Source organism: Luteimicrobium sp. DT211, assembly GCF_049844995.1.
In the GTDB taxonomy this organism is placed as follows: domain Bacteria; phylum Actinomycetota; class Actinomycetes; order Actinomycetales; family Cellulomonadaceae; genus Luteimicrobium.
The window spans coordinates 637163-659652 of sequence record NZ_JBNCMC010000004.1 but is presented as its reverse complement, the minus strand read 5'-3'; the positions used below and the strand labels follow the sequence as shown (position 1 = coordinate 659652).

20 protein-coding genes are annotated in these 22490 nt (G+C 74.7%); 6 read left to right on the top strand and 14 right to left on the bottom strand.

The window, feature by feature from the left end; genetic code table 11:
• Window positions 1-378: 378 nt before the first annotated feature.
• Genes ACLQ14_RS13930 through ACLQ14_RS13920 form a run of 3 tightly spaced genes read right to left on the bottom strand, consistent with a single transcriptional unit; the run spans window position 379 to window position 2686 of the window.
• Window positions 379-1239 carry a biotin-dependent carboxyltransferase family protein gene (locus ACLQ14_RS13930; RefSeq protein ID WP_425813951.1) on the bottom strand — a complete coding sequence of 287 codons (861 nt, stop codon included), beginning with the start codon at window positions 1237-1239 and terminating at the stop codon, window positions 379-381.
• Complete coding sequence (locus ACLQ14_RS13925) at window positions 1236-1919, bottom strand: 5-oxoprolinase subunit B family protein (protein WP_425813949.1); 684 nt, start codon at window positions 1917-1919, stop codon at window positions 1236-1238. Before ACLQ14_RS13925 ends, ACLQ14_RS13930 begins: the two co-directional genes overlap by 4 nt.
• A 2-nt stretch (window positions 1920-1921) precedes the next feature.
• Complete coding sequence (locus ACLQ14_RS13920; protein ID WP_425813947.1) at window positions 1922-2686, bottom strand: LamB/YcsF family protein; 765 nt, start codon at window positions 2684-2686, stop codon at window positions 1922-1924.
• 35 nt (window positions 2687-2721) lie between these two features.
• Here ACLQ14_RS13920 and ACLQ14_RS13915 point away from each other — a divergent pair, with 35 nt between their 5' ends.
• Complete coding sequence (locus ACLQ14_RS13915) at window positions 2722-3309, top strand: GNAT family N-acetyltransferase (RefSeq protein WP_425813945.1); 588 nt, start codon at window positions 2722-2724, stop codon at window positions 3307-3309.
• Window positions 3310-3331: 22 nt separating this feature from the next.
• On the opposite strand, the gene ACLQ14_RS13910 is transcribed toward ACLQ14_RS13915, so the two are convergent.
• From ACLQ14_RS13910 to ACLQ14_RS13890, 5 genes are all read right to left on the bottom strand, one after another.
• Window positions 3332-4336: a sugar phosphate isomerase/epimerase family protein gene (locus ACLQ14_RS13910; RefSeq protein ID WP_425813943.1), complete on the bottom strand. Its 1005-nt coding sequence runs from the start codon at window positions 4334-4336 to the stop codon at window positions 3332-3334.
• A gap of 27 nt (window positions 4337-4363) precedes the next feature.
• A complete protein-coding gene (locus ACLQ14_RS13905) occupies window positions 4364-5566 on the bottom strand; it encodes a Gfo/Idh/MocA family protein (protein ID WP_425813941.1) in 1203 nt (400 codons plus the stop codon).
• Between the two features lie 65 nt (window positions 5567-5631).
• Window positions 5632-6678, bottom strand: coding sequence for a substrate-binding domain-containing protein (locus tag ACLQ14_RS13900; RefSeq protein WP_425813939.1), 1047 nt, complete (start codon window positions 6676-6678; stop codon window positions 5632-5634).
• 75 nt (window positions 6679-6753) lie between these two features.
• Complete coding sequence (locus ACLQ14_RS13895) at window positions 6754-7743, bottom strand: ABC transporter permease (RefSeq protein ID WP_425814001.1); 990 nt, start codon at window positions 7741-7743, stop codon at window positions 6754-6756.
• Between the two features lie 83 nt (window positions 7744-7826).
• A complete protein-coding gene (locus ACLQ14_RS13890; protein ID WP_425813937.1) occupies window positions 7827-9410 on the bottom strand; it encodes a sugar ABC transporter ATP-binding protein in 1584 nt (527 codons plus the stop codon).
• Between the two features lie 164 nt (window positions 9411-9574).
• Here ACLQ14_RS13890 and ACLQ14_RS13885 point away from each other — a divergent pair, with 164 nt between their 5' ends.
• The 3 genes from ACLQ14_RS13885 to ACLQ14_RS13875 are packed head-to-tail and all read left to right on the top strand — an operon-like array spanning window position 9575 to window position 12349.
• Window positions 9575-10756, top strand: a complete 1182-nt coding sequence (locus ACLQ14_RS13885) for an ROK family protein (RefSeq protein ID WP_425813935.1) — start codon at window positions 9575-9577, stop codon at window positions 10754-10756.
• 25 nt (window positions 10757-10781) lie between these two features.
• On the top strand, window positions 10782-11450 hold the full coding sequence (locus ACLQ14_RS13880) for a ThuA domain-containing protein (protein WP_425813933.1): 669 nt from the start codon (window positions 10782-10784) through the stop codon (window positions 11448-11450).
• Window positions 11447-12349, top strand: a complete 903-nt coding sequence (locus tag ACLQ14_RS13875) for a dihydrodipicolinate synthase family protein (protein ID WP_425813931.1) — start codon at window positions 11447-11449, stop codon at window positions 12347-12349. The genes ACLQ14_RS13880 and ACLQ14_RS13875 overlap by 4 nt, the downstream gene beginning before the upstream one ends.
• 10 nt (window positions 12350-12359) lie before the next feature.
• On the opposite strand, the gene ligA is transcribed toward ACLQ14_RS13875, so the two are convergent.
• Together ligA and ACLQ14_RS13865 are read right to left on the bottom strand one after the other, a co-directional pair.
• Window positions 12360-14765, bottom strand: a complete 2406-nt coding sequence (ligA, locus tag ACLQ14_RS13870) for an NAD-dependent DNA ligase LigA (protein ID WP_425813929.1) — start codon at window positions 14763-14765, stop codon at window positions 12360-12362.
• Window positions 14762-15007 carry a hypothetical protein gene (locus ACLQ14_RS13865; RefSeq protein ID WP_425813927.1) on the bottom strand — a complete coding sequence of 82 codons (246 nt, stop codon included), beginning with the start codon at window positions 15005-15007 and terminating at the stop codon, window positions 14762-14764. The genes ligA and ACLQ14_RS13865 overlap by 4 nt, the downstream gene beginning before the upstream one ends.
• A 206-nt stretch (window positions 15008-15213) precedes the next feature.
• On the opposite strand from ACLQ14_RS13865, the gene ACLQ14_RS13860 reads away from it, so the two are divergent.
• Together ACLQ14_RS13860 and ACLQ14_RS13855 are read left to right on the top strand one after the other, a co-directional pair.
• The gene (locus ACLQ14_RS13860) at window positions 15214-17373 is read left to right on the top strand and encodes a prolyl oligopeptidase family serine peptidase (RefSeq protein ID WP_425813925.1); all 2160 of its coding nucleotides are present in this window, start codon (window positions 15214-15216) and stop codon (window positions 17371-17373) included.
• Window positions 17370-18497, top strand: a complete 1128-nt coding sequence (locus ACLQ14_RS13855) for a S1C family serine protease (protein WP_425813923.1) — start codon at window positions 17370-17372, stop codon at window positions 18495-18497. Before ACLQ14_RS13860 ends, ACLQ14_RS13855 begins: the two co-directional genes overlap by 4 nt.
• On the opposite strand, the gene ACLQ14_RS13850 is transcribed toward ACLQ14_RS13855, so the two are convergent.
• The 4 genes from ACLQ14_RS13850 to ACLQ14_RS13835 are packed head-to-tail and all read right to left on the bottom strand — an operon-like array spanning window position 18481 to window position 22449.
• Complete coding sequence (locus ACLQ14_RS13850; protein ID WP_425813921.1) at window positions 18481-19011, bottom strand: hypothetical protein; 531 nt, start codon at window positions 19009-19011, stop codon at window positions 18481-18483. The two genes, ACLQ14_RS13855 and ACLQ14_RS13850, sit on opposite strands and share 17 nt — an antisense overlap.
• A 56-nt stretch (window positions 19012-19067) precedes the next feature.
• Entirely contained in the window at window positions 19068-20087 is a 1020-nt protein-coding gene (locus ACLQ14_RS13845) for a hypothetical protein (protein ID WP_425813919.1), read from the bottom strand.
• Window positions 20084-21232: a tRNA 2-thiouridine(34) synthase MnmA gene (gene mnmA, locus ACLQ14_RS13840; protein ID WP_425813917.1), complete on the bottom strand. Its 1149-nt coding sequence runs from the start codon at window positions 21230-21232 to the stop codon at window positions 20084-20086. Before mnmA ends, ACLQ14_RS13845 begins: the two co-directional genes overlap by 4 nt.
• On the bottom strand, window positions 21229-22449 hold the full coding sequence (locus tag ACLQ14_RS13835; protein ID WP_425813915.1) for a cysteine desulfurase family protein: 1221 nt from the start codon (window positions 22447-22449) through the stop codon (window positions 21229-21231). Before ACLQ14_RS13835 ends, mnmA begins: the two co-directional genes overlap by 4 nt.
• Window positions 22450-22490: the final 41 nt, after the last annotated feature.

Below are 22490 nucleotides of genomic sequence, written 5' to 3'. Positions count from 1 at the left end.
AGCAACCCATCGAGGGTTAAAAATTGGCATTGACTATCAAGCACACTGTTGAGTTCTCAAGAAACGGACGCTCACCCGATCAAACCCTTCCAGGCCATCACCGGGGCAACTTCTCCATCTTACCCGACCCCCACCCCAGCAGCAAACCGAACCCGCAACCCTCCGAAGAGGAGATGCGAACCACGATCGACGAACCAGATGAGGCCCCCTGGCGCCCGCCGGACGCAGAGCGACCAGCCAAAACGACTTTCAGGGGATGTTCCCGGGGGACCAGCCACACCAACCGAAGCTGGCCTGTCCGTTCCTCCCTGCCGGGCGACATCCAGAACACTACGGGGCGCCGGGCCGCTGGTGCAACTCCCGGCCGGGTGACCGTCGTCACTCGCCGCGGCGGAACCGAACGCCGTCGCCGGGCCGCAGCTGCGCCAGCGCGTCGACGCCAGCCGCCGTGGCCACCGCCACCACCGGGTAGCCCCCGGTGACCGGGTGGTCGGCGAGGAAGACGACCGGCGCACCGGACGGCGGGACCTGGACCGCGCCACGGACGAGCCCCTCCGACACGTACTCGCCCTGCTCGGAGCGCGGCACGACGGTGCCGTCGAGGCGCAGCGCCACGCGGTTGCTGTCCGGCGTGACCCGGTACGGGCCCTCGAGGAGTGCGCCCCATGCCTCGGGCGCGAACCACTCGGCCCGCACGCCGGGCAGAAGGTCGACCGCGAGGTAGTCGCCGGCCGGCGCAGACGACGCCGGCAGCAGGCGGTCCGCCACCGGGCCCGGCCACTCCGCGGCGCCGACGGGAAGCACGTCCCCCTCGCGCAGGGGCGGCGGCCCGAGCTCGGCGAGGGCGTCCCACGAGCGCGACCCGAGCACCTGCGGACACGCAACACCGCCTCGAACCGCCACGTAGGTACGGAGCCCCGCGGTCGGGATCCCCAGCGCGAGGACGTCGCCCGGCCGGGCGCGCAGCACCGTGTCGCCGCTCACCGGAGCCCCCGCCAGCCTGGCGGGCAGCGGTGCGCCGGTGAGGACGACGAGGTGGTCGGCGTGGAAGCGGACGTGCAGACCGCCGAGCGTCACCTCGATCGCCGCCGCGTCGTCGGGATTGCCCAGCAGCCGGTTGGCGCGGACGAGGGCGCCGCGGTCGGCGGCGCCGGAACGGCCGACGCCGAGGGACGCGAGACCCGGACGCCCCAGGTCCTCGACGTACGCAGCGGGGCCTGGCTGCAGCACCTCGATCACCGCGACGACTCCGGCACGAACCGCACGCGCGCGCCGGGCTCGACCAACCCCGGCGGCGTCCGCGCCACGTCGAACATGCGGGTGCGCGTGCGTCCGATCAGCCGCCACCCGCCGGGGCTCGGGGACGGGTAGACGGCGGTGAACTCCCCCGCCACGGCGACGGCTCCCCCGTCCACGTGCGGGCGTGGATCCGCGAGGCGCGGGACGTGGAGGGCGGGGTCCAGCCCGATCAGGTAGGCGAACCCGGGAGCGAAGCCGACGAACGCGGCGGTGTAGAGCGCCGCGGCGTGACGCTCGACCACCTCGGCCGTCGTGAGCCCGGTGAGCCGCGCGACGTCGTCCAGGTCCGGTCCGTCGTAGACGACGGGGATCTCGACGACGTCCCCCGCGTCGCCGGGCGGGGCGACCGCTGCCAGGTGCGGCGCGGCGGAACGCACGAGCTCGACGAGGCGCGCCTGCGCGCCCGCGGGCGCTGCGCCGTCGGGCAATTCCCGGAGGAGGACGAGGACGCTGCGCGCGGCCGGGACGAGGTCGACCACGTCGGGGTCGGAGCGGTCGCGCAGCGCGCGCGTGAGCGCGACCACGAGCGGGAGGGGATCGTCGCCGCCCACGTCGACCATGACGGCGGCCGCGCCGTAGGGACGGGCCACGAACTCGGCGCCGCCGGTCGGCCCCGCCATCGTCAGACCGCCGGCACGACGGCGACACCCGCGGCCCCGAGCGCGGCGCGGACCGCCGTGAGGATCTCGAGCGCGCCCGGGCTGTCGGAGTGCACGCACACGCTGCGCGCGGGCGACGCGACGACGGTGCCGTCCACGGCAACGACCGTGCCCTCGCGGGCCAGCCGGACGACGCGGGCCGCCACCTCGGCCGGGTCCGTCACGACCGCTCCGGGCTCGCGCCGCGGGACGAGCGTGCCGTCGGGACGGTAGCCGCGGTCGGCGAAGGCCTCCGGGACGGTCGCGACGCCCCCGGCTCCCGCGAGCGCCAGCACCACCGAGCCGGGCAGCCCGACGAGCGCGAGCCCCGCCTCCGCGGCGGCGTCGACGACCGCGCGGGCCTGCTCCTCGTGGTGGACCACCGTGTTGTAGAGGGCGCCGTGCGGCTTCACGTAGGTCACCTCGGTCCCGGCGGCGCGGGCGAACGCGGCGAGCGCGCCGACCTGGTACAGGACGTCGTCGCGCAGCTCGTCGTAGGTGGCGTCCACGAACCGGCGGCCGAAGCCGGCCAGGTCCCGGTAGGCGACGTGCGCGCCGATCCGCACCCCGCGCGCCGCGGCGGCCTCGCAGGTGCGCCGCATGATCGACGGGTCGCCCGCGTGGAACCCGCACGCCACGTTGGCGCTGCTCACCAGGTCGAGGAGGGCGGCGTCGTCCGCGAGGCTCCACCGTCCGAAGCCCTCGCCCAGATCGACGTTGAGGTCGATCGCCGTCGTCGCGTCCGTCACTCCCCCATCATCGCCGACCCGGTAGTTTTCAGGGCATGTCCGATCACGTCACCGTGCGCCTCGCGCGGCCCGAGGAGGCCGACGCGCTCGCCGCCGTCGCGGCCGAGACGTTCCCCGACGCGTGCCCTCCCGGGCTGTCGCCCGACGCCATCGCGGCGCACGTGGCGAGCGAGCTCGACGCCGACCACTTCCGGGCCTGGGTCGCGGGCCGGTACGGCGAGCCCGCGGTCCCCTGCGTGGTGCTCGTCGCGGAGGCAGACGCCGGGCTGGTCGGGTACGCGCTCCTCGTCCGGGCCCGTCCCGCCGACGCCTCCGCGCTCGACCCGATCCTCGGTGCGGGCTATCCCCGGGCCGCGTCCGTCGAGCTGTCCAAGATCTACGCACTCGCCCGAGCGCGCGGGACCGGGGCGGCCGGCACGCTCATGCACGCCGCGCTCGAGGCCGCCGCCCGGCTGCTCGACGGGCAGGCGGTGTGGCTCGGGACCAACGCCGAGAACGTGCGCGCGCAGACGTTCTACCGCAAGCACGGGTTCGCCGAGGTCGGGCGCCGCGCCTACGTCGTCGGCGGGGAGCCGCAGGACGACGTCGTCATGGCGCGGGCCGTCGGGGCCCGGCAGGCGTAGCACCCGCCGGGCCCGGGCGCTGTCAGGACCGTGTCGAGAACGCGGCGTCGAACGCAGCGTCGGGGGCGTCGAACGCGAGCGACCGCACGAACTCGAGCGCCTCAGGAGCGCCGAGCAGCCGGTCCATCCCGGCGTCCTCCCACTCGACCGAGATCGGGCCGTCGTAGCCGATCTGGTTGAGCATCCGGAACGCGGACTCCCAGGGCACGTCGCCGTGGCCGGTGGAGATGAAGTCCCAGCCGCGGCGGCCGTCGGCCCAGGGCAGGTGCGACGACAGCCGCGCGTTGCGGCCGTTGGTCATGCGCAGCTTGGTGTCCTTGCAGTCCACGTGGAGGATCCGGTCGCGGAAGTCCCAGAGGAAGGCCACCGGGTCGACCCCCTGCCACACCATGTGGCTCGGGTCCCAGTTGAGCCCGAACGACTCCCGGTGGCCGATCGCCTCGAGCGTGCGGACCGTCGTCCAGTAGTCGTACGCGATCTCGCTCGGGTGCACCTCGTGGGCGAAACGGACGCCCACCTCGTCGAACACGTCGAGGATCGGGTTCCAGCGGGCCGCGAAGTCGGCGTAGCCCGCGTCGACCATCGCCTCGGACGCCGGCGGGAACATCGCGACGTACTTCCAGATCGACGACCCCGTGAAGCCGACCACCGTCTTCACGCCCAGCCGCGCGGCGAGCCGGGCCGTGTTCTTCATCTCCTCGGCCGCGCGTCGGCGGACGCCCTCGGGGTCGCCGTCGCCCCACACGACGTCAGGCAGGATGTCGCGGTGCCGCTCGTCGATCGGGTCGTCGCAGACCGCCTGGCCCTTGAGGTGGTTCGAGATCGCGAAGACCTCGAGGTCGTACTTCGCGAGCAGGTCGAGGCGGCCCTGGACGTAGGCGTCGTCGTCCCAGCGCCACGGGTCGAGGTGGTCGCCCCAGCACGCGAGCTCGAGGCCGTCGTAGCCCCAGCCCGACGCGAGCCGCGCGACCTCCTCGAGCGGCAGGTCGGCCCACTGGCCGGTGAAGAGGGTGATCGGTCGGGTCATGGTCGCCTCCTGGCGTGTCGTCGGTGATCAGGACTGCGCGGCCGCGGCCGCCGGCTCGGGCACGGACGTCCAGGCGCTCGAGGCCGCCGCGCTGCGCTCGACCGCGTCGAGGACCCGCTGGACGCCCAGCCCGTCCTCGAACGACGGCGTCGGCTGCTCCCCCGCCGCGAGCGCCTCCACCAGGTCGACGACCTGGTGCGTGAACGCGTGCTCGTAGCCCAGCCCGTGCCCGGCGGGCCACCAGTGGCCCCCGTACGGGTGCTCGGGCTCGGTCACGACGATCCGCCGGAAGCCCGCCGTCCGGGGGTCGTCGGACGCGTCGTAGAAGTGCAGGAGGTTCATGTCCTCGAAGTCGAAGGCCAGCGAGCCCCGCGAGCCGTTGACCTCGAGCCGGATCGCGTTCTTGCGGCCCCAGGCGAACCGCGTCGCCTCGAACACCCCCATCCCGCCGCCGGACAGCCGCGCGAGGAAGGCCGCCGCGTCGTCGACGGTGACCGGGCCGCGCTCCTCGCCGCCGCGGCCCCCGAGCGCCGCGGACGCGACCGCCACGGGCCGCTCGTGCACGAACGTCTCGAGGAGCCCGGCGACCCCGGTGATCCGCTCGCCGGTGACGAACTGGGCCAGGTCGACGACGTGCGCCGCGATGTCGCCCAGGGCGCCCGAGCCCGCGCGCTCGCGGTCGAGGCGCCAGCTCAGCGGCGCCTCGGGGTCGGCGATCCAGTCCTGGAGGTACTGGGCGCGCACGTGCCGGATCTCGCCCAGGCGGCCCTCCGCGACGAGCTCACGAGCCAGCCGGATGGCCGGGACGCGGCGGTAGGTGAACCCGACGGTCGCGGTCACGCCGGACGACGCCGCGCGCCGGGCCGCGTCGACCATCCGCACGGCCTCCTCGACCGAGTTCGCCAGCGGCTTCTCGCACAGGACGTGCTTGCCCGCCTCGAGAGCCGCGATCGCGATCTCCGCATGCGTGTCGCCGGGGGTGCAGACGTCCACCAGGTCGACGTCGTCGCGGTCGACGAGCGCGCGCCAGTCGGTCTCGGTGTGCTCCCAGCCCAGCCGCTCGCCCGCGGCCCGGACGGCGTCGGGGTCGCGGCCCGCGAGCGCCACCATGCGGGGGCGCAGGGGCAGGTCGAAGAAGCGGGGGGCGGTCCGCCACGCCTGGGAGTGCGCGGCGCCCATGAACGCGTACCCCACCATGCCCACACCCAGCGCGGGTCGGTCGTCGGCCATCGGGTCTCCTCGAGGTCTCGGCCGGCCCGCTGCCGGGCCGGGTTCGGCTGGTTCGCCGGTTCCGGTCAGGACTCGAACGCGGTCGCCAGGTACTGGTCGACGTTGTCCTTGGTCACCACGGGGGCGTAGAGCTGGACCTTGCGGGGCACCTCCACCTCGACGAGGTCGCTCAGCGCCTTGCCCTGGACGAGCATGCGGGCCAGCGCGACGCCGTCGGCGGCCTGGGTCGACGGATAGACGACCGTCGCCTTGAGCACGGTGTCGTCCTTCTTGATGTCGCGCATGACGTTCGCGGATCCAGCGCCGCCGACCATGAAGAACTCGTCGCGGCCGGCGTCCTTGATCGCGGCCATGACGCCGACACCCTGGTCGTCGTCGTGGTTCCAGATCGCGTCGATGTGCGGGGCGGCCTGCAGGAGGTTCGCAGCGGCCTGCTCACCGCCCTGCACCGTGAAGTCGGCCGCGACCCGGTTGCTGACCTTGAGCCCGCACTTCGCGAGGGCGTCGGAGAACCCCTTGCTGCGGTCCTGCGTGAGCGGGAGCGAGTCGATGCCCGCGATCTCCGCGACGACGGCGTCCTTCTTTCCGTCGAGCTTGCCGCAGATGTACGCGCCCGCGCTCACGCCCATGCCGTAGTTGTCGCCGAGGACGGTGACGCGGGCGGCGTTCGGGTCGGAGAACTCGCGGTCGACGTTGATCACCGGGATCCCGGCGTCCATGGCCTTGCGCGCCACGTCGGTGAGCGCCTTGCCGTCGAACGGCAGGACGACGATCGCGTCGACCTTGTCGTTGATGAAGCCCTCGATCTGGCTGATCTGCAGGTTGACGTCGTTGGTGCCCTCGGCCTGGACGAGCTTGATGTCGGAGTGCTTCTTGGCCTCGGCGGCGGCGGCCTTGCTGATCGCGCTCATCCAGCCGTGGTCGGCCGCGGGCGCCGAGAACCCGATGGTGACGGTCTTGCCGGCGGCGTCGTTGTCGGACGTCGCGGCCGGGCCGACCGCGGCCGAGTCCTCGTCCTTGGACGGGCTGTTGGACGTGCACGCGGACAGGGCGAGCGTCGCGGCGGCGACGACGCCCAGCAGGGCGAAGCGACGTCGGAGCGGTGCTGACATGGCGATCCTCCTTGATCGTGATGCTTCTCGTGGGCGCTCGGCGTCTCGACGACGCCGCGTGCGGGACGCGGCGAACTACGCGCTGCCGGTGCTGCGGGACCGGTCGGCGAAGCGCTGCTGGAGGAGCACGGCGAGGACGATGATGACGCCCTTGGCGACGGCCTGCGCCGAGCTCGAGAGGTTGTTCTGGGTGAAGACGTTGGTCAGGGTCGAGAAGATGAGGACCCCGAGGACGGTGCCGACGATCGTGCCGCGACCGCCGACGAGCAGCGTGCCGCCCACGACCACGGCCGCGATGGCGTCGAGCTCGTAGTACTGGCCGTTGGTGGACGAGCCCGCTGTCGTGCGCGCCAGCATCATGAGGCCGCCGATCCCCGCGGCGAGGCCCGACAGGGCGTAGAGATACAGGGTGTGGCGGCGGATCTTGATCCCCGCGAGCCGCGCGGCCTCGGGGTTGCCGCCGACCGCGACCGTCCGCCGGCCGAACGTGGTGCGGTTGAGCAGGAACCAGCCCGCGACGGCCACGACCGCGAAGATCCAGACCAGCAGCGAGATGCCGAGGGGCTCGGACTGGAACACGTCGAGGAAGCTCTGGACGCGCACGATCTGGGTCTGGCGGTTCGCGATGATCTCCGCGAGCCCGCGCGCCGAGACCATCATGGCGAGGGTCGCGATGAACGCGACGACCCGCCCGTAGGCGACGAGGAAACCGTTGAGCAGGCCGGCGCCGAGGCCCACCGCGAGCGCGCAGCCGACCATGACGAGCCAGCTCGTGTCCTCCGCGAGGGTCTGCGTGGCGAGCGTGGTCGCCCAGACGGACGACAGCCCCACCACCGCACCGACGGACAGGTCGATGCCGCCCGCCGTGATGACGAACGTCATGCCGATGCTGAGGACGCCCAGCACCGCGGCGAGCCGGAGGATCGTCATCGCGTTGTCGACGCTCGCGAAGCGGTCGCCGGCCGTCGCGACGCCCACGACGCACAGCGCCACGAGGGCGATCACGAGCCCGAGGTTGCGGCCGGCCGAGCCGTGCAGGAGCGAGCGAGGACCGCGCCGCGCCACCGTGCGGCCCGCGTGGTCCGGATCCGGCTGCGGAGCCGGCAGGCGACCGCCCTCCGTCGCCGCTGTGGTCACGTCGTGGTCGCTCACGCGGCACTTCCTTCCATGACGAGCTCGAGCACCTGGTGCTCGTCGATCCGGTCGGCGGGCGCCTCGTGGACGACCCGCCCCTCCGAGACGACGAGGACGCGGTCGGCGAGGCCGATCACCTCGTCGATCTCGCTCGACACGACGACGACGGCCGTCCCCTGCGCGGCGAGGCGCGCCACGAGCGCGTAGATCTCGGACCGCGCGCCGACGTCCACGCCGCGGGTGGGCTCGTCGAGGAGCAGCACGCGGCAGCCGTGGACGAGCCAGCGCGCGAGGACGAGCTTCTGCTGGTTGCCACCCGACAGCGTGCGGGCGGGGCGGTCGGGGTCGGACGGGCGCAGCTCGAGCGCCTCGATCTGCTCGCGCGCCACCTCGCGCTCCTCGCGCTCGTCGAGCAGACCCCCGCGGGCGGTCCTGCCGAACGTCGAGAGCGTGATGTTGCGGTACACGGGCTGGTCGAGGATGAGCCCCTGGCTCTTGCGCTCCTCGGGGCACAGGCCGACGCCCGCGGCGACCGCGGCGGACACCGAGCCGGGGCGCAGCGCACGGCCGCCGACGCGGACGGTCCCGCCCGTCGGGCGCCGGGCACCGAACACCGACTCGAGAATCTCCGAGCGCCCGGAGCCGACCAGTCCCGCGAGGCCGACGACCTCCCCCGCCCGCACGCTGAACGACACGTCGCGGAAGGACCCGGCCAGCTCGAGCCCCTCGACGTCGAGCACGACGGAGGCGTCCGGGGCGGGCGCGGGGCGGCGCGGGATCGCGTACTCGACGGCCCGGCCCGTCATGAGCCGGATGAGCTCGGCACGCCCCGTCGTCGCGGCTGGCAGGCCCGTCGCGACGGTGCGACCGTCCTTGAGGACGGTCAGCCGGTCGCCGACGCGCCGGATCTCCTCGAGGCGGTGCGAGATGTAGACGACGGCGATCCCGGCGGCCGTGAGCTCCGCGACCACGCGGAACAGGTTCTCGACCTCCTCGGAGTCGAGGACCGCGGTCGGTTCGTCCATGACGATGACCCGGGCGTCGTGGGACAGCGCGCGCGCCATCGAGACGACCTGCTTGCCCGCCGCCGACAGCGCGCCGACCTCCGTGCGCGGCCTGATCTCCGGGTGGCCCAGCCGGGCCATGAGCTCGCGGGTCCGGCGCGCGGCGAGGCGGCGCTGCGTGAACCCGACGGTCGCGAGCTCGTGCCCGAGGTAGACGTTCTCGGCGACGGTCAGGCCGTCGACGACGTCGAGCTCCTGGTACATCGTCGCGATGCCGTGCCGGAGGGCGTCCGTGGGACGGGCGAGCGCCACGGGCTCGCCGTCGACCAGCACGGTGCCCTCGTCGGGCCGGTGGGCGCCCGAGAGCACCTTGATGAGCGTGGACTTGCCCGCGCCGTTCTGCCCGAGGAGGCAGTGCACCTCGCCGCGGCGGACGTCGAGGTCGACGCCGTCGAGGGCCCGGGCACCCGGGAACGTCTTGACGATGCCACGGACCTCGAGGACGGGAGCGGTGCCCGGATCGGCCGGGGAGCCGCCGGCGGGAGGCCCGCCGGGGGGTACGCCGTCGTTGGCGTGGGGGTCGTCGCTGACCATGCGACGAAAGTAGCCATACTTCTATCGGCTGTCAATCAAAAGTTGAGATGCTGGTGTACCGTTACCGTCTTGTGACAGGTGGAAGCCCCGACGACGGCGCACCGGCCCCCGTCGCCTCTCGCACGCCCTCCGGCGGTCCCGACGACGCGTGGTTCACTGTCCGCATGGAGGAGCTGCTCAAGTTCGCGCCTCGGCCGACGGGCGCCGGCGAGATGTTCCAGCTCCTCAGGGACGGACGCCCACGCACGCGGGCCGAGCTCGCCACCGTGACCGGTCAGGCACGCTCGACCATCGCCGCCCGGATCGACTCGCTCCTCACCCTCGGGCTGGTCACACCGTCGGGCGAGGCGACCTCCACCGGCGGCCGGCCGCCGTCCACGTTCGCGTTCAACCCCGCCGCGCGGGTCGTCCTCGCGGTCGACCTCGGTGCGACGCACGCCCGCCTCGCGGTGACCGACCTCGCGTCGACCGTCCTCGCGGAGCACGAGGAGCCGCTCGCGATCGCCGACGGCCCCGAGCGCGTCCTCGCGCGGGTCGCCGAGCTGGGCACGGGGCTGCTCGACAAGGCCGGCGCCGCCCAGCGCGACCTCGCCGGCGTGGGCGTGGGGCTCCCCGGGCCCGTCGACCATGCGAACGGGCGACCCACGAACCCACCGATCATGCCCGGCTGGGACGGCGCGGACGTCCCCGGCACCCTGAGGCGAGCGCTCGGGACCGACGTGCTCGTCGACAACGACGTCAACCTCATGGCGCTGGGCGAGCACCGGACCGCCTGGCGCGACGCCACCGACCTCGTCTTCGTCAAGATCGCGACCGGCATCGGCGCGGGCATCATCATGGACGGCAACCTGCGCCGCGGCGCCAACGGCGGCGCCGGGGACCTCGGCCACATCCGCGTCCCGGGCGCCGGCGAGGTCCCGTGCCGGTGCGGGAACGTCGGCTGTCTCGAGGCGGTCGCCAGCGGGCAGGCGGTGGCCAACGCGCTGCGGGCGGCCGGCGCGCCCGTCACGTCGAGCGCCGACGTGGTGGCGCTCGTGCGGGCCGGCGACCTCGAGGCCGGCCATGCGGTCCGTCAGGCGGGGCGCGACATCGGCGCGGTCCTCGCCGCGACGGTGAGCCTCCTCAACCCGTCCGTGGTGGTCGTCGGCGGCATCCTCGCGGACGCCGGGGAGAACCTCCTCGCCGGGATCCGGGAGGTCGTCTACCAGCGCTCCCTGCCGCTCGCGACCCAGCACCTGCGCATCGCCACCGCGCACACCCGGGCCGAGGCGGGCGTGCTCGGGGCGAGCGCCATGGCCGTCGACGCCGTCCTGTCCGCCCCGGCCGTCGAGGCCCTCGTCTCATGACCACCGAACGCGTCGAGGAGGACACATGACGTCCAGGGAACGCCGGGCACTCGTCATACGCGGCGGCTGGCCCGGGCACGCCCCGCTCGAGGCCAGCGACCTGTTCCTGCCCTACCTCGAGGACCAGGGCTTCGCCGTCGACGTCGACGACAGCCTCGAGGTCTACGCCGAGCGCGACTACATGGAGACCGTGGACCTCGTCGTCCAGTGCTGGACCATGGGCGAGATCCTGCCCGACGAGATGCGCGGCCTGCGCCACGCCGTCGCCTCGGGGACGGGCTTCGCCGGCTGGCACGGGGGCGTCATCGACTCGTTCCGGATGGCGACCGACTACCTGCAGATGGTGGGCGGGCAGTTCGCCGCGCACCCGCGCGACATCGTCCACCACACGGTCCGGGTGGTCCCCGAGCGCGCCGACCACCCCGTCGTCGCCGGCATCGACGAGTTCTCGCTCACGTCGGAGCAGTACTGGATGCTCACGGACACCCTGAGCGACGTGCTGGCCACCACGACCATCGCCCCGGGGCCCGACGTCGAGTGGCGCGAGCCCGTCGTCTCCCCGGCGGTCTGGACCCGGCAGTGGGGCGACGGCCGCGTGTTCGTGTGCACGCCGGGCCACCACCTCGCGGACCTCGAGCATCCCGCGCTGCGCGCGATCATCGAGCGCGGGCTGCTCTGGGCGGCGCGTCCGTGACGCAGGGCGGACGCGCCCAGGCCGAGGCTTCCGCACCGTTCACCGGGCTCCTCGCCTACCCGATCACGCCGCTGGCCGACGCCGACGCGCTCGACCTCGACGCGCTCGGCCGGCTCGTGGACGACGCCGTCCGGGCGGGGGTCGACGGCGTCGTGGTGCTCGCGTCGAGCGGCGACGGCCGGGCGTTCGACGACGCCGAGCGCGACCAGGTCGTCCGGGCGGCGCGCGAGGCCGCCGGCGCGGCTCCGCTGCACGTCGCGGTCAGCGCGCCGTCGACGCGGCAGGTCGTCCGGCACGCCCTCGCTGCGGAGCGTGCGGGCGCCGACGGGCTGGTGCTCGCGCCGTTCGCGTACGCGCCGCTCGTCGACCCGGAGGTCGCGGGCCTCGTGCGGGCCGTCGCGGACGCGAGCGACCTCCCGCTCTGCTTCTACAACAAGCCGCTCCAGACCGGCTACGACGTGACGCCGGAGCTGCTCGTCGAGCTCGCGGCGACGACCACGCTCCGGGGCGTCAAGGACCCGGCGGCGCTGCCGTCGCGGCCCGACGCGCGCGTCGACGAGCTCCGGACCGAGGGCGTCGCGGTGGGGCTCAGCGGCGACGTCGCCCTCACGGGCGATGCACCGCTCGCCGACGCCTGGCACACCGGCCTGGCGGCGCTCGCACCCGCCGAGTACGTCGCGCTGCGCCGCTCCCGCGCGGCGGGCGTGCCCGGCCCGACCGCGGAGGCGACGTGGCTGCACGAGCTCGCCCGCGCGGTCGGCGTGCTCCGGCCGGTGTCGGCGCTGCACGCGCTCGCGCGCCTGCTCGGCGTCCGGACCGGTCCGCCCCGGGGGCCGTGGCTGCCCGTGCCGGACGACGGCGTCGCGCTGCTGCGGGGCGTGGTCGACCGGCGTCCGTGACCCGGACCGGCTACTCCTCGTCGGCCTCGAGCTCGAGCCCCGGCGCCGCGTCGTCCGCCGCCTCGCCGTCGTCTCCCTGTCCGGCGGGCGCCACGGCCTCGGGGCCGCCCTCGAGCAGGGCGACGAAGCCCGCCTCGTCGAGGATCGGTCGTCCGAGCTCGCGCGCCTTGGTCTCCTTGGTGCCGGCGCTCTCCCCCACGACGACGAAGTCCGTCTTCTTGGACACCGAGCCCGACGCCTTGCCGCCGCGAGCCAGGATCGCCTCCTTGGCGCCGTCGCGCGTGAACCCCTCGAGCGAACCGGTGACCACCACGGTCAAGCCCTCGAGCGTCCGCGCGACCGACTCGTCCCGCTCGTCCGCGGTGCGCACGCCCGCCGCCCGCCAGCGGTCGACGATCTCGCGCCGCCAGTTGTCGGCGTCGTCCGCGTCGCCGAACCAGTCCCGCACGGCCACGGCGATGGTCGGGCCGACGCCCTCGACCGCGTCGAGCTCGGGCGAGTCCGACGTCGCCGCCTCCTCGATCGCGTCCAGGGAACCGAAGTGCTGTGCGAGGGCGCGGGCCGCCGTCGGGCCGACGTGGCGGATCGACAGCGCGACCAGGACGCGCCACAGCGGCTGCTCCTTGGCCTTCTCGAGCTCGACGAACAGCCGCACCGTGTTGGCGTGCGGAACGGACGGCTTGGTGGCCGTCGGCTTGGTCCAGAAGTACAGCCGGTCCTCCCACAGGCCCGTGCCGACGCCCTTCTTCTTGATCTCGCGCCAGACGCGGACCTCGCGGAGGTCCTCCGGCGTCAGGTCGAAGAGGCCGGCCTCGGTCGCCAGCACCGGGCGCTGCGGCTCGGGCAGGGCGTCCGGTGCGGGCGCGTCGACGTCGCCGCCGGGCCGGTACACGGACGGGTCGGCCGGGCGGTCGAGCTCGGGGTCCGTGAGGGCGATCGCCGCCTCCCAGCCGAGCGCCTCGATGTCGAACGCGCCGCGCCCGGCCGCGTGGAACAGGCGCTCGCGCAGCTGCGAGGGGCAGGAACGCTGGTTCGGGCAGCGGATGTCGACGTCGCCCTCCTTCGCGGGCGCGAGCGGCGTGCCGCACGAGGGGCACTCGGTCGGCATGACGAACGCCCGCTCGCTGCCGTCGCGCAGCGCGACCACCGGCCCGACGATCTCCGGGATGACGTCGCCGGCCTTGCGCAGCACCACGGTGTCGCCGATGAGCACGCCCTTGCGCTCGACCTCGCTCGCGTTGTGGAGCGTGGCCATCTCGACCGTCGAGCCCGCAACCTGCACGGGCCGCATCACGCCGTACGGGGTCACGCGGCCCGTCCGCCCGACGTTCACGCGGATGTCGAGGAGCTCGGTGTTGACCTCCTCGGGCGGGTACTTGTACGCGATCGCCCAGCGCGGCGCGCGGCTCGTCGAGCCGAGGCGGCGCTGGAGCGCGAGCTCGTCGACCTTGACGACGAGCCCGTCCAGCTCGTGCTCGATGTCGTGGCGGTGCTCGCCGTAGTAGGCGATCATCTCGAGAACCGCCGGGACGCCCGTGACCACGCGGTTGTGGCTCGAGACGGGCACGCCCCAGGACTCGAAGAGCTCGTACGCCTGCGACTGCCGTTCCAGCTGCGCGCGGGCCCCCTCCTCCCACTGCAGCGCGCCCACGCCGTGCGCGTACATCCGCAGCCGGCGCGACGCCGTCACGCGCGGGTCCTTCTGGCGCAGCGAGCCGGCCGCGGCGTTGCGCGGGTTCGCGAACGGCGCCTTCCCGGCCTCGACCTGCGCCGCGTTGAGCGCCTCGAAGTCCGCGACCGGGAAGAACACCTCGCCGCGGATCTCGATGAGGTGAGGATGGGTCGCGGGGTCGCCGCCGAGGGTCTGCGGGATCGTCGCGATGGTGCGGACGTTGAGCGTCACGTCCTCGCCCGTGCGGCCGTCCCCGCGCGTCGCCGCCCGGACCAGGCGGCCGCGCTCGTAGAGCAGCGCGATCGCGAGGCCGTCGATCTTGACCTCGCACAGGTAGTGCAGGTCGGGCAGGGCCGCGTCCCCGTCGGCCTGGCCCAGCTCCTTGTGGACCCGGTCCGCCCAGGCCTGGATGTCCTCCGCGTTGAACGCGTTGTCCAGGCTGAGCATGCGCTCGACGTGCTCGACCGCGGCGAACGCCGTCGAGAACGTGCCGCCGACGCGCTGCGTCGGCGAGTCCGGAGTCCGCAGCTCCGGGTACGCGTCCTCGAGGGCCTGCAGCTCGCGCAGGCGCGCGTCGTAGTCGGCGTCGGAGCTGACCGGCTCGTCCTTGACGTAGTAGGCGAACTGGTCGGCCTCGATGCTCTCCGCGAGCTCCGCCCAGCGGCGGTGCGCGTCGGCGAGGTCGGGAGACGCGGACGTCGACGTCGGTCCGGTTGGCGCTGCGGGAGGAAGCTCGTCGCTCACGCGCCCATCATGCCGTGCGCGTACGACACCGGCCGGTCCACGACCGTCGAGTACCCGGCGCCCGACGAGGACACGCTCGTCAGCCCGTGGCCCGTGACCGCGCGTCCGACCCAGGTGCCGACGAGGATCAGCGCGAGCACGAGGGCGACGAGCGCGAGCACCGCCATCGCGGCGGCGACCAGTCCGTCGAGCAGGTCGCGGGCCCCGCTTCCGCGGCGGTCGTGGTGCTGGAGGAGTGCCATGGCTCGACTCTGCCTGCGCGGCGGTCGCCGCCGCGTCGGGCCGGGGTCGTCAGTTGCGAGGCGACGGGTCCACCCTCGGGTGGGTGCTGCAGGGCGGCTCGGTCCGCCGACGGTCTGAGGCGCGTCATCGTCGGCGAGCACAGCGTCACCGTCGGCGAGGGGACCTGGCCGGGACGGGACGCCGGCGCCGCTCTAGGGTTCTTGCTATGACGACGCCCGAGCCCCCGGCCGAGACTCCGCCCGACCCCTACCTGTGGCTCGAGGACGTCGAGGGAGAACGCGCGCTCGCCTGGGTCCGCGAGCGCAACGCCGAGGCGGAGGAGCGGCTGGGTGGTGCCGAGTCCGCGGCCCCGGCGCTCGCCGACCTCGAGGCGGAGATCCTCGAGGTCCTCGACAGCCACGACAAGATCCCCGACGTCTCGGCGCTCGGCGACCACCTCTACAACTTCTGGCGCGACGACGTCCACGTGCGCGGCGTGTGGCGGCGGACGACGCTCGACTCCTACCGCACCGACGAGCCCGCGTGGGAGACGGTCCTCGACCTCGACGCCCTCGCCGAGGACGAGGGCGAGAGCTGGGTGTGGCACGGGGCGAGCGTCCTGCGCCCCGTCGACCCGGAGGCGCCGTGGCGGCGGGCGATCGTCGACCTCTCGCGCGGAGGGTCCGACGCGGACGTCAGCCGGGAGCTCGACCTCGTCGAGAAGCGCATCGTGCCGCCCGCCGAGGGCGGCTTCCACCGGGACGAGGCCAAGGGGGGCCTGTCCTGGATCGACGACGACGCCGTGTACGTGTTCACCGACTTCGGCCCCGGCCCGGACGGCGCGCCGAGCACGACGACGTCGGGCTACCCGCGCGTCGTGAAGCGGTGGCGGCGCGGGACGCCGCTCGCGGACGCGGAGAGCGTCTACGAGGGCGAGCCCGACGACCTGTACATCGCGGCGCACCGGACGCGCGACGTCGGGTACGAGCGCGACCTCGTGAGCCGGGCGATCGCGTTCTACGAGGCGGAGCTGTTCTGGCTGGATCCGGCCGGCGGCCTGCGGCTCGTCGACGTCCCGCGGTCCGCGGAGGCCTCGCCGCGGCGCGAGTGGCTCCTCGTCGAGCTGCGCGACCCGTGGACGGTCGAGGGCGCCGACGGCCCGGTCACCCACCCCGCCGGCGCGCTCCTCGCGGCCCGGTTCGACGACTTCATGGCGGGCTCGCGCGAGCTCACCGTCCTGTTCGAGCCCACCCCCACGACGTCGCTCGCGGGCGCCACCTGGACCGAGCACCACCTCGTCGTCAACGTCCTCGACGACGTGAAGAACCGGCTCCACGTCCTCACGCCGCCAGGTCCGGACGCCGCGCCCGGCACGCCCTGGGCCCGGAGCCCGCTGCCCGGCGCCCCCGCGATCGGGACCACCGGCGTCCGGGCCGTCGACTCGCACACGAGCGACGACGTCTGGCTGGTCAGCACGGACTATCTGACGCCCACCACGCTGTCGCTCGCCCGCGTCGTCGGGCCGGGAGGCGAGGCCGACGATGCGCCGGAGCGGCTCAAGCCCGAGTCCCTCAAATCGATGCCCGCGTTCTTCGACGCCGCGGGGCTCACGGTCTCCCAGCACTTCGCGACGTCCGACGACGGCACCCGGGTCCCGTACTTCCAGGTCGGGCCCGTGGGGGCGCCGGCCGGGGCGCGGCCCACGCTGCTCTACGGCTACGGCGGCTTCGAGATCTCGCTCACGCCGTCGTACTCGGGCGGCCTCGGCCGGGCGTGGCTCGCCCGCGGCGGGACGTACGTCGTCGCTAACATCCGCGGCGGTGGCGAGTACGGCCCGGCCTGGCACCAGGCGGCGCTCACCGCGCACCGGCACCGCGCCTACGAGGACTTCGCGGCCGTGGCGCGCGACCTGGTGGCGCGGGGCGTGACCACGCCCGAGCACCTCGGCACCCAGGGCGGCAGCAACGGCGGCCTGCTCATGGGCAACATGCTCACCCAGTACCCCGAGCTCTTCGGGGCGATCGTCTGCCAGGTGCCGCTGCTCGACATGCGCCGGTACACCAAGCTGCTCGCCGGCGCGTCGTGGGCGGCCGAGTACGGCGACCCCGACGACCCCGCGCAGTGGGAGTTCGTCCGCACGTTCTCGCCGTACCACCTCGTCGACCCGTCACGGCCGTACCCGCCGGTCCTGTTCACCACCTCGACCCGCGACGACCGCGTCCATCCCGGGCACGCGCGCAAGATGGCGGCGCTCCTGCTCGACGGCGGCCGCGACGTCACCTACTGGGAGAACGTCGAGGGCGGCCACGGCGGCGCCGCGGACAACAAGCAGGCCGCGCACATGGCCGCGATCGCCTACCGGTTCCTCTGGGGGCGGCTCGGATGAGCGACGTCGGCGGGGAGGGCACGCCGACCCCGGGCCGCGCGCCAGACGGGGAGCCGGACCGCCGGCCCGGCCGCGGCTGGGCGCCGTGGGCCGTGGCGGGCGGCGTCGTCGCGGCGGCGGCGCTCGGGTTCGCGGGCGGCGTGTGGGGCGGTCACGCCGACGCGTCGGGCGGCGGTGCGTGCGACGCCGTGAGCGTCGCGTCCGGCACGCTGCCGACCATCGTCACGATCGCCGCCCACGGGACGTCCGGGAGCGGCACCGGCAGCGGCGAGATCGTCGGGTCGGACGGCGTCGTCGTGACGAACGACCACGTCATCACGCCCGCCGTGAAGGGCGGGAAGATCGAGGTGCTGCTGTCCGACGGCCGCTCGTACGCCGCCGAGCTCGTGGGCCGCGACCCGCAGACCGACCTCGCCGTGCTGCGCATCGACGCCGGCGAGAGCCTGCCGACGATCCCGTTCTCGCACTCCGACGCCGTCGAGGTCGGCGAGCCGGTGGTCGCGCTGGGCGCGCCGCTCGGGCTGTCGGGGTCCGTCACCGCCGGCATCGTGAGCGCGCTCGGGCGCGAGGTCACCGTACCCACCGGCACGGGCGGGACGACCGTCCTGACCGGCGTCGTGCAGACGGACGCCTCGATCAACCCGGGCAACTCGGGCGGCGCCCTCGTGGACTGCGACGGCCGCCTCGTGGGCGTGAACACGGCCATCGCGACCGTCCCCAACGAGCAGGGCCAGGCCGGCGGCGGGTCCGTCGGCATCGGCTTCGCGGTGCCCGTCGACACCGTGCGCTCCATCACGGACGAGCTCCTCGCGCACGGCAAGGTCGCGCACCCGAGCTTCGGGATGACGGCGTCGACGGTCACCGAGGAGACCGCCGCGGCGTTCGACGTCGCGCCGGGGCTCTTCGTGGAGTCGGTGACCAAGGGCGGGTCGGCGGACAAGGCGGGGCTGAGGGCCGGCGACCTCATCACCCGGCTGGGCGACGTCACCGCCCCGACGACGGCCACCCTCGCGAGGCTGACGGTGACCTCGACGTCCGGGGACAAGGTCGACGCCGTCTACCTCCGCGACGGCAAGGAGCACACCGCGACCATCACGCTCGCGCCGGTCAGCGCCAAGGGTTGAGCGGCCGCGCGGGCGGCGCGAGCACGCGCAGCGGCACGGCGAGCCACGCGGCGAGGACGAAGCACAGGGGCAGGTCGAGCGTCACGACCGACAGGAGCAGCGCGACCACGCCGTAGCCGAACGGCGACCCCGCGCCGTGGACGAACCCGTCCCCGAACGCCATGAGCAGCACCACCGCGGAGACGAGCACCGTGACCGCGAGCGCGAGCGCCCAGCGGCTGCGCTGCGGCACGACGACCACCCAGCCGGCCACGAGCGCCGCGGCCACGAAGGGCAGGACGTACGACGAGGCGATGAACCAGTCGTCCGCGAAACGCAGCCACCGGTCCGCGTCGACACCGGCGAAGGAGCCGCCGCCGATCGGGAACCCCTCCCGGGCCCGGGTGACCGCGGCCCACGCTCCCCCGAGCGCCCAGGGGACGAACGAGCACAGCACGGCGTACAGGACGACCCGCCAGAGCCGCGGTCCGCGCGCGGCGGGCGCCCCCGAGCGAGCCGGCGCGCTCGTGCCCATGCGAACAGGGTGCCCCGGGCGAGCGTCCGGCGCGCGTCGAGTCGGTGGGACCAGGCTCACCCGTCCGCCCGCTCGGCCACGACCTCGGCGACGCGGACGAGCGTCCCGAGCGCGTCGCGGGCGGCCTGGTCGCCGGGCGGCAGCGGCGTGGCGGGGGTGGTGAGGACGACGTCGCGCAGCCGGGCGACCGGCAGACCGACGCGCTTCCACGGCACGGTCAGGGCGTCCGCGACCGTGCCGACCTCCGGTCCCGCGCACTGCGAGACCCGGGCGCGCGGGAGCCCGGCCCAGAAACTGACTCCGCGCTCGACGGCGCGGGCGACCGTCTCCCAGGTGCGCTCGTCCCACGCGCCGACGTCGAGCCCGACGCCGCCCGCGCCGGCCAGGACGACGGGCGCGACCCCGACCCAGGCGGGCCCGACGTGGACCGTGGTCGATCCCCCGGCGGCGTGGACGGCGTCGAGCACGGGCTGCAGGCCCTCCACCAGCTCGGGGCCGGCGACCGCCGGGATGCGCGAGTAGCCCGAGAAGGTCGGGAGGACACCGGCCGCGACCTGACCGAGCAGCGGCTCGTCGAGCTGCACGACGACGTCGCCCAGGCCGGGCAGCTGCGCGCGGAGGTCGGCGAGGTGCTGCGCCAGGCCGGACGCGAGCGACGCGGCGACGTCGCGCACCGCTCCCGCGTCGGTGAGCACGCGGTCGCCGCGGGCCAGGTAGAGCTGTGCGGCGAGGGACCACGGCCCGAGCGCGCCGACCGTGAGCCGTCCCGTGTAGCCGTGGGCGGCGACCCCGAGCGCGGTGAGGTCGTCGCGGAGAGTGGCGGCCGCGCCCCGCAGGTCGGCGCCGGGCCGGTCGGCGAGCTTCCAGCCGTGCGGACCGACCTCGGCGGCGAGCTCGTCGAGCAGGCTCGCCGTGCGGCCCACCGGGTCGCTGCCGGCCCCGCGCTGCGGGAGCTGGACGAGGAACGGCAGGCCGTCCACGCCGTAGGGCACGTCGACGAGCTGGTCCATGACGGCCTGCTGGGCGGCGAGCGGCTCCGTGCCCGGGAACGGCCCGGGGCCCGAGACCGTGGTCACCGGGCGGCCGCTGCCGCGCGGGGTGCGCCGGAGCGCGAGGCCGCGGACACGGTCGCCTGGCCGACGACCCGCGTGCCGTCGTACACCACGACGGACTGGCCGGGCGCGACGCCCCGGAGGCGCTCGCCGGTGAGGCGGACCTCGAGCCCGGGTGCCGGGGCGGCGTCGTCGGGGCCGCCCTGCGCCGCGGCGCGGACGCGGGCCGGCACGGGCTCGCCGTGCGCCCGGACCTGCACCTCGGCGTCGAACCACGCGCCGGACGTGTCGGCGCCGTCGAACCAGACGGGTCCGGTGCCCGCGATCGTGTCGACCGTGAGCAGCTCCGCCGGCCCCACGACGACCCGGTTCTGGACGGGCTGGACGTCGAGGACGTAACGGGGGCGGCCGTCCTCGGCGGGACGGTCGATCCGCAGGCCCTTGCGCTGGCCGACCGTGAACGCGTACGCGCCGTCGTGCTCGCCGAGGACCACGCCCTCGGCGTCCACGATCTCCCCCGGCCGCGCGCCGAGCCGGTCGCGCAGGAAGCCGTGGGTGTCGCCGTCGGCGACGAAGCAGATGTCGTAGGAGTCGGGCTTGGCGCTCACGGACAGGCCGCGGCGCTCCGCCTCGGCCCGCACCTCGGCCTTGGACGCGTAGCCGCCGAGCGGGAACAGGGCGCGGCGCAGGCGGTCGGGGCCCATCACGGCGAGCACGTACGACTGGTCCTTCTCGGTGTTCGGCGACCGGTGCAGCTCGCGGCGGCCGTCGCGCTCCACGACCTGCGCGTAGTGGCCGGTCGCGACGGCGTCGAAGCCGAGCGCCGTCGCGCGGTCGAGCAGGGCCTCGAACTTGATGTGCTCGTTGCAGCGCACGCACGGGTTGGGCGTCCGGCCGGCCTCGTACTCGGCCAGGAAGTCCGCGACGACCGTCTCCTCGAAGCGCTCCGACAGGTCCCACACGTAGTACGGGATGCCGAGGACGTCGGCCGCGCGGCGGGCGTCTCCCGCGTCCTCGATCGAGCAGCAGCCGCGCGAGCCGGTCCGGAACTGGTCGCGGGTGCGCGACAGCGCCATGTGCACGCCGACCACCTCGTGGCCGGCCTCGACCGCGAGCGCCGCCGCGACCGCGGAGTCGACGCCGCCCGACATCGCCGCCAGGACCCTCATCGCGCACCTCCCGTGCCCAGCGAGACGAGCCCCGCCGCCCGCGCTCTCTCGACGACGCCCGGCAGCACCTCGAGGACGAGGTCGACGTCGGCGTCGCTGCTGGGTGCGCCGAACGAGAAGCGCAGCGCGCCACGCGCCTCGACCTCGGGCACGCCCATGGCGAGCAGCACGTGCGAGGGCCGCGGGACGCCGGCCTGGCACGCCGAGCCCGTGGAGACCTCGACGCCGGCCGAGTCGAGCAGGTACAGCAGCGAGTCGCCCTCGCAGCCCGGGAACGTGAAGTGGGCGTTGGCCGGCAGCCGCGGGGAACGCCCGTCGGCCGGCAGGGTGAGGTCGGCGGGGCCGCGCAGGACGGCGTCGGGCACTCGCTCGCGGATCCCTGCCACCAGCCGGTCGCGCAGCGCGGCGAAGCGGGCGGCCCGCTCCTCGAGCGCCCCGACGGCCTCGGCCGCGGCGACGGCGAAGGCTCGGATCCCGGCGACGTCGAGGGTCCCCGACCGCACGCCGCGCTCCTGGCCGCCGCCGTGCAGCACCGAGGTCAGGGCGAGATCCTTGCGGGCGACGAGCGCACCCGTCCCGACCGGTCCCCCCAGCTTGTGGGCGGTGACCGTCATGGCGTCGAGGCCGCTCCCCGCGAAGTCGACGGGCACCTGGCCGAGCGCCTGGACGGCGTCGCTGTGCACCGGGACGCCGTGGTGGTGCGCGAGCTGGACGATCTCGCGGATCGGCTGCACCGTGCCCACCTCGTTGTTCGCCCACATCACCGAGACCAGGGCGGTCTGCGCGGCGTTCGCGGCCAGCTCCTCGCGCAGCGCGTCGAGGTCCACCCGGCCCTCGCCGTCCACGGGCAGGAGCACGATCTCCGCACCCGAGTGCTCGGCCATCCAGAACGCCGGGTCGAGGACGGCATGGTGCTCGACCGCCGACACCAGGATGCGGCGACGCTCGGGGCGGCCGCTCCGCCGGGCCCAGAAGATGCCCTTGACGGCGAGGTTGTCGGCCTCCGTGCCGCCGCCCGTGAAGAGGATCTCGCTGGGCCGCGCGCCCACGGCCGCCGCGAGGGTCTCGCGCGACTCCTCCACCGTCCGCCGCGCCGCCCGGCCCGCGGTGTGGAGGGACGACGGGTTGCCGGTGCGCGCGAGCTCCGTGGTCATCGCCTCGAGCGCCGACGACGACATGGGAGTCGTCGCGGCGTGGTCGAGGTAGGCGCGGGTCACCGGTCAAGTCTACGAACGCGGCCGACCGGATCGCGCCGACG